General features: G+C 69.7%; 7 protein-coding genes. 6 read left to right on the top strand and 1 reads right to left on the bottom strand.

The features are described from left to right. The first annotated feature begins 391 nt into the window (after positions 1-391). Both ppgK and Aut01nite_RS36940 read left to right on the top strand, forming a co-directional pair. Positions 392-1,195 (top strand): polyphosphate--glucose phosphotransferase, encoded by an 804-nt coding sequence (gene ppgK, locus Aut01nite_RS36945; protein ID WP_043528967.1) that lies wholly within the window; start codon positions 392-394, stop codon positions 1,193-1,195. Positions 1,196-1,207: 12 nt separating this feature from the next. Beyond that, positions 1,208-1,669 carry a PPOX class F420-dependent oxidoreductase gene (locus Aut01nite_RS36940; protein ID WP_043528969.1) on the top strand — a complete coding sequence of 154 codons (462 nt, stop codon included), beginning with the start codon at positions 1,208-1,210 and terminating at the stop codon, positions 1,667-1,669. Between the two features lie 141 nt (positions 1,670-1,810). On the opposite strand, the gene Aut01nite_RS36935 is transcribed toward Aut01nite_RS36940, so the two are convergent. Then, the gene (locus Aut01nite_RS36935; protein WP_043528970.1) at positions 1,811-2,392 is read right to left on the bottom strand and encodes a hypothetical protein; all 582 of its coding nucleotides are present in this window, start codon (positions 2,390-2,392) and stop codon (positions 1,811-1,813) included. Positions 2,393-2,777: 385 nt separating this feature from the next. Here Aut01nite_RS36935 and Aut01nite_RS36930 point away from each other — a divergent pair, with 385 nt between their 5' ends. Genes Aut01nite_RS36930 through glgB form a run of 4 tightly spaced genes read left to right on the top strand, consistent with a single transcriptional unit; the run spans position 2,778 to position 9,986 of the window. After that, a complete protein-coding gene (locus Aut01nite_RS36930) occupies positions 2,778-4,742 on the top strand; it encodes an alpha-1,4-glucan--maltose-1-phosphate maltosyltransferase (protein WP_043529030.1) in 1,965 nt (654 codons plus the stop codon). Positions 4,743-4,753: 11 nt separating this feature from the next. Further along, positions 4,754-6,511 (top strand): maltose alpha-D-glucosyltransferase, encoded by a 1,758-nt coding sequence (gene treS, locus Aut01nite_RS36925; RefSeq protein WP_043528972.1) that lies wholly within the window; start codon positions 4,754-4,756, stop codon positions 6,509-6,511. Then, positions 6,508-7,812, top strand: coding sequence for a maltokinase N-terminal cap-like domain-containing protein (locus Aut01nite_RS36920; RefSeq protein WP_043528974.1), 1,305 nt, complete (start codon positions 6,508-6,510; stop codon positions 7,810-7,812). The genes treS and Aut01nite_RS36920 overlap by 4 nt, the downstream gene beginning before the upstream one ends. A gap of 23 nt (positions 7,813-7,835) precedes the next feature. Beyond that, a complete protein-coding gene (glgB, locus tag Aut01nite_RS36915; RefSeq protein WP_236642935.1) occupies positions 7,836-9,986 on the top strand; it encodes a 1,4-alpha-glucan branching protein GlgB in 2,151 nt (716 codons plus the stop codon). The last annotated feature ends 60 nt before the right edge of the window (positions 9,987-10,046 follow it).

The following is a 10,046-nucleotide window of genomic DNA, read 5'->3' as shown; positions in this document are numbered from 1 at the left end:
CGCCTCGATCGCCCGGTCCCGCAACCGGGCCCGGCGGCGGTCGTCGCAAGCGGCGGCCATCGCGGCCAGCAACTCCGACGCGCTGGTCCCGGGCACCGTGTGACCGGGATGTTGTCTGGTCTGCAACAGGGTCATGCTGGTGGTCCTCCATCAGACGGGCAGAGAGCCGTGCCCGCACGCGGCGACCGTTCTGAAGTGCAACGCTAGCCGAGAAGCTTATCCCCGACCATCCGAAAGTATGAGTGACTGTGCGTGAACCGGTAAGTCACCCGCCGAATTCATCCTATGGTGCGGTGCGGTCCACCGCCGGGAAGCGCGCGTTTCACCGTCGTACCCACGTGGTAGACAGCAGGGCGCGGAACAGCGCAGGCACCGGCAGAACGGAAGACGGATGACCATCCTCGGCATCGACATCGGCGGCTCGGGAGTGAAGGGCGCGCCGGTCGACGTGGCCCGCGGCGAGCTGCTCGGCGAGCGGTTCCGCGTGCCGACCCCACGGCCGGCGGACGTGGACCGCGTGGTGGAGGCGGTCGCCGAGGTGGCGGCCCGGTTCGGTGACTTCGACAGCATCGGCGTGACGTTCCCGGGCGTGGTCGTCGACGGCGTGACCCGCAGCGCGGCGAACGTGGACAAGTCGTGGCTCGACGCGCCCGCCGCACAGCTCTTCAGCGACCGCCTCGGCAAGCCGGTGACGGTGCTCAACGACGCCGACGCGGCCGGGGTGGCCGAGGTGGCGTTCGGGGCCGGGCACGACCAGTCCGGGCTGATCATGATGCTGACCTTCGGCACCGGCATCGGCAGCGCCCTGTTCCTCGACGGCACCCTGATCCCGAACACGGAGTTCGGTCACCTGGAGATCGACGGCGCCGACGCCGAGCTGCTCGCCTCCGACCGCATCCGCGAGACCGAGGACCTGAGCTGGGAGCAGTGGGCCGTCCGGGTCGAGCGTTACCTGCGTCATGTCGAGATGCTGCTGGCGCCCCGGCTGTTCATCGTCGGCGGCGGCGTCAGCAAGAAGTCGGAGAAGTTCTTCCCGCTGCTGGACATCCGCACCCCGATCGTCCCGGCGACGCTGCTCAACAACGCCGGCATCATCGGCGCCGCGATCGCCGCGCATCAGGCGGCCGGCGGCCCCGGCCCGCAGGATCCGGGGGCCATCGCGGTGGATGCGGCCGCACCGGCCGCGCAGGGCTGAGAGGGTTCCGGCATGGCACGCACCATCGCGACGAACACCGAGGTCGCCCGCGCGGAGCTGATCGAGTTCCTGCGGCCGCGGCACCGGGCGATCCTGATGACCACCCGCAGGGACGGGCGTCCCCAGTCCTCGCCGAACACGTGCGGCGTCGACCCGGAGGGCCGCATCGTCATCTCCAGCTACCCCGAGCGGGCCAAGGTGGCGAACATCCGCCGCGACCCCCGGGTCACCCTGTGCGTCCTGTCCGACGAGTGGAACGGGCCGTGGGTGCAGGTCGACGGCGTCGCCGAGGTCATCGACCTGCCCGACGCGGTCGAGCCCCTGGTGGAGTACTTCCGCTGCATCTCCGGCGAGCACCCGGACTGGGACGAGTACCGGCAGGCCATGCGCGACCAGGGCAAATGCCTGATCCGCGTGACGATCGAGTCGTGGGGGCCGCTGGCCACCGGCGGCTTCCCGGCCCGCCTGGCCTGACCCCGGGACACGCGAAAGAGGCCGCAGGACCGGCACCCAGGAGGACAAGGGTGGCGCCGGTCCTGCGGCCTTCGACCCTCCCGTTCCGGCGGGTCCACGTCACCCGCGTGCGCGGGGACCCTCGGGAGGGCGGTGCCGAATTCAGGCCGCGAGGGGGGTGCGGTCCTGCTCGGCGTCCAGGAGATAGAGCAGCTGGTCGCGGTGCATCGCGGCGATCGGGTCCAGCAGGTCGGGGTGGCGCAGCAGCGCGGCGGCCTCCCGGTCGCGGACGTCCGGCTGGAGCAGCCGGCGGAACTCGGTGGGCAGACCGCCGGGGCGGCGGGCGTGCGGGCGGGGCCGCGGGTCGGGCAGCGGCATCGCGGCGATCACCGAGTCGACGCCGCGGCGGGCCAGCATCGGGTCGGCGAGCAGGCAGGCGGCCCAGCTCACCACGACCTCGTCGACCCAGGTGCGCCAGCCCTCGCCGTCGGCGAACTCGTCCTCGGGCTCGCTGCCGGCCTTCCAGTCGAGCAGGGCCGAGCCGCCGGGACCGGCGATGGCGACCAGCGCCGCGTCGATCTCGGTCGGGTACCGCAGCCACGCGGCGACCGTGATCGCCTGCCGGGCCTGGAGCTCGGCGAGCGTGTGCGCCACCGTGTTGGACTCCCCACCGGGGTAGGCCCGCGCCAGCCAGTGGGTGCTGGCGGCGATCACCGGGGACAATGCGGTGGACGGTCCGGCCACGTGGGTTCTCCTCCCTCAGGCGCTTGCCGTACGGCTCGCGTCGAGGGTTGTTTCGGTGTCCCGGGCCCGGCCTTGAGCAAGGTTCCTCGATGGCAACGCACGGCAACCGACGCACTCCCGTACGCCCGCCGGATCGTCCGGGCCCCGCGTTCCCGGTGATCCGGCCGCGCAGAGATGAACGAGTGTTGCGTACAGGTGAAATTGTCGTGTTTTCCGGCGGCGCGCTGCCGCGTCTGGATGCGCCGCGGTCACCCCTCTCCGGTAGGTTGAGGACAACGGCGATCGGCCGTTTCAAAAACTCCACTGCGGAGAAGTCATAGAGACGCCGGCGGTGGATTTCCCGGTCGCCGAGTCCTCCGACGCCCCTCTGACTACGGTGGAGATCATGACCGGTCGCTTCCCCATCGAAGACGTGACACCGGCCGTTTCCGGTGGCCGATACCCCGCGAAAGCGGTGGTCGGCGAACTCGTTCCCGTCTCGGCGGTGTCCTATCGCGAAGGTCACCACGCGCTCGGCGTGAACGTGGTATGGCGCGGCCCCGACGGTGAGACCCAGCCCTTCACCCGGATGACGCCGGGTGAGCCCGGCCTCGATCAGTGGCACGCCGCGATCCGCCCGGACCGGGTGGGTCGCTGGACGTTCACCGTGGAGGCGTTCGACGATCCGTACCGGACGTGGCGCGACGCCGTGGTGAAGAAGATCGGCGCCGGGCAGGGCGCCGAGGACCTCGCGAACGATCTGGCCGAGGGCGCCGACGTGCTGGACCTGGCCACCAAGATCGTGCCGGCCGAGCACGAGGAGAAGGTGCGCGAGGCCGCGGCCGCGCTGCGCGACGAGCAGAAGTCGCTGTTCGCCCGGGTCACCCCGGGGCTGGACCTGGAGGAGCTGCTCTGGCACAACCCGGTGCGCAACCTGGTCACCACGACCCGCTCGTTCGCGCTCTGGGTGGACCGCAAGCGTGCCCTCTACTCCTCGTGGTACGAGTTCTTCCCGCGCTCCGAGGGCGCCGAGATCGGCCCGGACGCCACGCCGATCAGGCACGGCACCTTCCGGACCGCCGCCGAGCGCCTGCCCGCGGTCGCCGCGATGGGCTTCAACGTGGTCTACCTGCCGCCGATCCACCCGATCGGCAAGATCAACCGGAAGGGCCGCAACAACACGCTGACGGCCCGGCCGGAGGACGTCGGCTCGCCCTGGGCGATCGGCTCCGACGAGGGCGGGCACGACGCGATCCATCCGCAGCTGGGCACCCTGGAGGACTTCATCGCCTTCCGGGAGCGGGCCGAGGAGCTGGGCATGGAGGTCGCTCTGGACCTGGCCCTGCAGGCTGCCCCGGACCACCCGTGGGTCAAGCAGTTCCCGCAGTTCTTCACCACCAAGGCCGACGGCACCATCGCGTACGCCGAGAACCCGCCCAAGAAGTACCAGGACATCTACCCGATCAACTGGGACAACGACTACCGCACGCTGCGCGACGAGGTCTACCGCGTGGTGATGCACTGGGTGCGCAACGGGGTCAAGATCTTCCGGGTCGACAACCCGCACACCAAGGCCGTCAACTTCTGGCAGTGGCTCATCCCGAAGGTCAAGGAGACCGACCCGGATGTGCTGTTCCTCGCCGAGGCGTTCACCCGACCGGCCATGATGAACGGGCTGGGGAAGATCGGCTTCACCCAGTCGTACACGTATTTCACCTGGCGGACCACCGCCCACGAGATGCGTGAGTACATGCAGCAGCTGCTGACCTCGATCGACTGGATGCGGCCGAACTTCTGGCCGAACACGCCGGACATCCTGCACGAGTCGCTGCAGAACGGCGGCCCGCCGATGTTCAAGATCCGGGCCGCGCTGGCCGCGCTGCTCACCCCGTCCTGGGGTCTGTACTCGGGGTACGAGCTGTTCGAGCACGTGCCCCGCCCCGGCGCGGAGGAGTACATCGACAACGAGAAGTTCGAGCTGAAGCCCCGGGACTGGGCGGCGGCCGAGCGCGCCGGCCGGTCGCTGGCGCCCTATCTGACCAAGCTGAACCGCATCCGGGACGAGAACCCGGCGCTGCACTGGCTGCGGAACCTACGGTTCCACGAGATCGACAACGGCGCGCTGCTCTGCTTCTCCAAGCGGGATCCCGACACCGGCAACACCGTCCTGGTCATCTGCTCGTTCGACTCCAGCAATGTGCAGTGGGGCAACACCACCCTGGACATGCCGGCTCTCGGCATGGACTGGCACGAGCGCTTCACGGTCGTCGACCAGATCTCCGGGGCGACCTACGAATGGGGTCAGTACAACGCGGTCCGGATCGATCCGTACGTCGAGCCGGCGCACATCTTCGTCGTCAAGGCGGGGTAGGGGGAACCAGTATGGAGCTGTCGAGCGAGCACGACCCGGCTGAGGGCAGCCACACCGAGGACGGGGTCGTCGAACACCCGTCCGCCGAGGATTTCGGGCATGCCCGCGCCCTCCCTGCGGACCGGACCTGGTTCCAGCGGGCGGTGTTCTACGAGGTACTGGTCCGGGCGTTCTACGACTCCGGCTCGGACGGCGGGGGTGACCTGCGCGGCCTGATCGAACGGCTCGACTACCTGCAGTGGCTCGGGGTCGACTGTCTCTGGCTGCCGCCGTTCTACGACTCGCCGCTGCGCGACGGCGGCTACGACATCCGCGACTTCTACAAGGTGCTGCCGGAGTTCGGGACGGTCGAGGACTTCGTGGCCCTGCTGGACGCGGCGCACAAGCGCGGCATCCGGGTGATCACCGACCTGGTCATGAACCACACGTCCGACTCGCACCCCTGGTTCCAGGCGTCCCGACACGACCCCGAGGGGCCGTACGGCGACTTCTACGTCTGGAACGACACCAGCGAGAAGTACAAGGACGCGCGGATCATCTTCGTCGACACCGAGGAGTCGAACTGGACGTTCGACCCGGTCCGGCGGCAGTTCTACTGGCACCGGTTCTTCTCGCATCAGCCGGACCTCAACTACGAGAACCCGGCCGTCCAGGAGGCCATGCTGGACGTGCTGCGGTTCTGGCTGGACCTGGGCATCGACGGGTTCCGGCTGGACGCGGTGCCGTACCTCTTCGAGGAGGAGGGCACCAACTGCGAGAACCTGCCGGCCACCCACGCGTTCCTCAAGCACTGCCGCAAGGTGATCGACGACGAGTTCCCCGGCCGGGTGCTGCTGGCCGAGGCGAACCAGTGGCCGGCCGACGTGGTGGAGTACTTCGGTGACGCCCGGTCCGGCGGCGACGAGTGCCACATGGCGTTCCACTTCCCGCTCATGCCGCGCATCTTCATGGCGGTCCGGCGCGAGTCCCGGTTCCCGATCTCGGAGATCCTGGCGCAGACACCGGCCATCCCGGACAACTGCCAGTGGGGCATCTTCCTGCGTAACCACGACGAGCTGACGCTCGAGATGGTCACCGACGAAGAGCGCGACTACATGTACTCCGAGTACGCCAAGGACCCGCGGATGAAGGCGAACGTCGGCATCCGCCGGCGGCTCGCCCCGCTGCTGGAGAACGACCGCAACCAGATCGAGCTGTTCACCGCCCTGCTGCTGTCGCTGCCCGGCTCGCCGGTGCTCTACTACGGCGACGAGATCGGCATGGGCGACAACATCTGGCTCGGTGACCGCGACGGCGTGCGCACCCCGATGCAGTGGACCCCGGACCGCAACGCCGGCTTCTCCACGGCGACACCCGGACGGCTCTACCTCCCGGTCAACCAGGACCCGGTGTACGGGTACCAGGCCGTCAACGTGGAGGCCCAGCGCGACAGCGCGACCAGCCTGCTGAACTGGACCCGCACCATGCTGGCCGTCCGGCGCAGACACGAGGCGTTCGCCGTCGGCACCTTCCGGGAGCTGGGCGGCTCGAACCCGTCGGTGCTCGCCTACCTGCGCGAGATCGGCGACGACGTGGTGCTCTGCGTCAACAACCTCTCACGCTTCCCGCAACCGATCGAGTTGAATCTGCAGCACTGGAACGGATACACCCCGGTGGAGTTGACCGGGCACGTCAACTTCCCCCGGATCGGGCAACTGCCATATCTTTTGACCCTTCCGGGACACGGGTTCTACTGGTTCCAGTTGTGCGGGTCGGAGGAGAAGCAATGACGCTGCCTTTCGCCGAGTGGTTACCGAAACAGCGCTGGTACGCCGGGCGCAGCCGAGTCCTGGCCTCGGTCAAACAGGCGTCCGCCACCCCGCTGGGCGAGGATCTGGAACTGGTCCTCGTCGACGTGGAGTACACCGACGGCAGTTCCGAGCGCTATCAGATCCTGGTGGGCTGGGGCGGCGGCCCGATGCCGGAGTACAGCGCGGTCGCCACCATCGGCACCTCCGAGGACGGCCGGGTGGGCTACGACGCCCTCTACGACCCGGAGGCCGCGCGGTTCCTGCTGGGCCTGGTCGACCGGTCCGAACTGGCCGGTGACGTCGCCTTCGAGAAGGAACCCGGGATCACGCTGCCGCTGGAGGCCTGGCCGCGGGTGTTCGACGCGGAACAGAGCAACACCAGCGTGATCTTCGACCAGGACGCGATCCTCAAGCTGTTCCGGCGGGTCACCTGCGGTGTCAACCCGGACATCGAGCTGAACCGGGTGCTCGGCCGGGCCGGCAACCCGCACGTGGCGCGGCTGCTCGGCTCGTTCACCGCCGCCGACGACTGCTCGCTCGGCATGGTCACCCAGTACGCGGTCAACTCGGCCGAGGGCTGGGCGATGGCCACCGCGTCGGCGCGCGACCTGTTCGCCGACGCGTCGTTCCACGCCGACGAGGTGGGCGGGGACTTCCAGGGCGAGTCGTACCGGCTCGGTGAGGCGGTCGCGTCCGTGCACCTCACCCTGGCCGCCGAACTCGGCACCGGCCCGGCGCCGTTCCCGCTGGACGCGGTCCTGGCCCGGCTGCGCACCGCCGCCAACGCGGTGCCCGAGCTCCAGCAGTACGTCCCGTCGATCACCGAGCGGTTCACCAGCCTCACCGGCGAGCAGGTCGAGGTCCAGCGCATCCACGGCGACCTGCACCTGGGCCAGGTGCTGCGGACCCCGGAGAGCTGGCTGCTGATCGACTTCGAGGGCGAGCCCGGCCAGCCGCTCGACGAGCGCCGGCTGCCCGACTCGCCGCTGCGCGACGTCGCCGGGGTGCTGCGCTCCTACGAGTACGCGGCCTACCAGCTGCTGGTCGACCAGGACGACGACGAGCACCTGGCGGCACGTGCCCGGGAGTGGGTGGACCGCAACCGGGCGGCGTTCTGCGACGGATACACCCACGTGGCGGGCATCGACCCACGTGAACGCGGTGCGCTGCTGGCGGCGTACGAGCTGGACAAGGCGGTCTACGAGGCCGCGTACGAAGCCCGGCACCGGCCCGGCTGGCTGCGGATCCCCCTGCGGTCGATCGCCCGGCTCGTCGGATGACACCCGGAGGGCACCACAACACCATGATCGGTCAAACCACCTCGCGTCTCGCCGCCGACAAGCGGGCCATGGACGGCGTGATCGCCGGGGACACCCACGACCCGCACGCCATCCTCGGCGCGCACCCGCACGGCGGGCGCACCGTCATCCGGACCCTGCGCAAGGGCGCCACCCAGGTGACGGTGCTGCACGAGGGCGAACGTCACGAGACCACGAAGGTCCACGACGACGGGATCTTCGCGGCCGAGCTGCCCGGCACCGTGCTCGACTACCGGCTCGACGTGGACGGGACCGAGTTCGACGACCCGTACCGCCACCTGCCCACCCTGGGCGAGCTGGACCTGCACCTGATCGGCGAGGGCCGGCACGAGAAGCTGTGGACCGTGCTCGGCGCGCAGCCGCGCGGCACCGGCGTGGCGTTCGCCGTGTGGGCGCCCGGCGCCCGCGGCGTGCAGGTCATCGGCGACTTCGCCGGGTGGGGGCCGTACGACGGGTGGCCGATGCGGTCGCTCGGCTCCAGCGGCGTCTGGGAGATCTACGTCCCGGCCGCCCACCCCGGCTCCAAGTACAAGTTCAAGATCCTCGGGCGGGACGGGGTGTGGCGGGAGCACGCCGACCCGCTCGCCCAGCACACCGAGGTGCCGCCGGCCACCGCGTCGGTCGTCTTCCAGTCCGATTACCACTGGCAGGACCAGGACTGGATGCAGGAGCGCTCGCGCAAGGCCTGGCACCAGGAGCCGATCAGCGTGTACGAGGTGCACCTCGGCTCGTGGCGGCCCGGCCTCAGCTACGTCGAGCTCGCCGACCAGCTGGTCGAGTACGTCGTCGAGACCGGGTTCACCCACGTCGAGCTGATGCCGGTGATGGAGCACCCGTTCGGCGGCTCGTGGGGTTACCAGGTCACCGGCTACTACGCCCCGACCTCCCGGTTCGGCTCGCCGGACGAGTTCCGGCACCTGGTCGACAAGCTGCACCAGGCCGGTATCGGCGTGATCCTGGACTGGGTGCCCGCGCACTTCCCGAAGGACGCGTGGGCCCTCGCCCGCTTCGACGGCACGCCGCTGTACGAGCACGGCGACTGGCGGCGCGGCGAGCAGCCGGACTGGGGCACGTACGTCTTCGACTTCGGCCGCAAGGAGGTCCGCAACTTCCTGGTCGCCAACGCGCTGTACTGGTGCGAGGAGTTCCACGCCGACGGCCTGCGGGTCGACGCCGTCGCGTCGATGCTGTACCTCGACTACTCCCGCAAGGACGGCGAGTGGACGCCGAACCAGTACGGCGGCCGGGAGAACCTGGACGCGATCAGTTTCCTCCAGGAGATGAACGCGACCGTCTACAAGCACCACCCCGGCGTCATGACGATCGCCGAGGAGTCGACCGCGTGGCCGGGCGTCACCCGTCCCACCCACCTGGGCGGCCTCGGCTTCGGCTTCAAGTGGAACATGGGCTGGATGAACGACACCCTCTCCTACATGGAGAAGGAGCCGATCCACCGGCAGTGGCACCACCACCAGATGACCTTCGCCACCGTGTACGCCTGGAGCGAGAACTACGCCCTGCCGATCAGCCACGACGAGGTCGTGCACGGCAAGGGCTCACTGACCGGCAAGATGCCCGGTGACCTGTGGCAGAAGCTCGCCAACACCCGGGCGCTGCTCGGTTTCATGTGGGCCTTCACCGGCAAGCAGCTGCTGTTCATGGGCTCCGAGATGGGCGACGAGCGGGAGTGGAACGAGAGCGGCGGCCTGCACTGGCACCTGCTCGACGACCCGCAGCACCGTGGCGTGAAGCAGCTGGTCACCGACCTGAACCGGGTGTACCGGGAGACGCCGGCGATCTGGAGCCAGGACACCTCGGCGTCCGGTTTCCGGTGGATCACCAGCGAGGACTCGCAGCACAACACGTTCTCGTTCGTCCGCTTCGCGCCGAACGGCGACACCATGGCGTGCATCGTCAACTTCGCCGCCGTGCCGCACGAGGGTTACCGCATCGGTCTCCCCCGGGCCGGCCGCTGGGCCGAGGTGATCAACACCGACAGCGAGCTGTACGGCGGGTCGGGCGTCGGCAACCTGGGCGCCGTCGAGGCCGAGCACATCGCCTGGCACGGCTTCGACGCCTCGGCGTCGCTGCGGGTGCCCCCGCTCGGCGCCGTCTGGCTCAAGTACGAGGGCTGACCCTCGCACGGGTTCCCGGTCAGGCCTGCCGCCTGGCCGGGAACGGCGCGGCCCGCCACG

The organism is Actinoplanes utahensis, from assembly GCF_016862455.1.
Classification (GTDB): domain Bacteria; phylum Actinomycetota; class Actinomycetes; order Mycobacteriales; family Micromonosporaceae; genus Actinoplanes; species Actinoplanes utahensis.
Note: the sequence above shows the minus strand (reverse complement) of the source record. Positions and strands in the feature narration are given on the sequence as shown.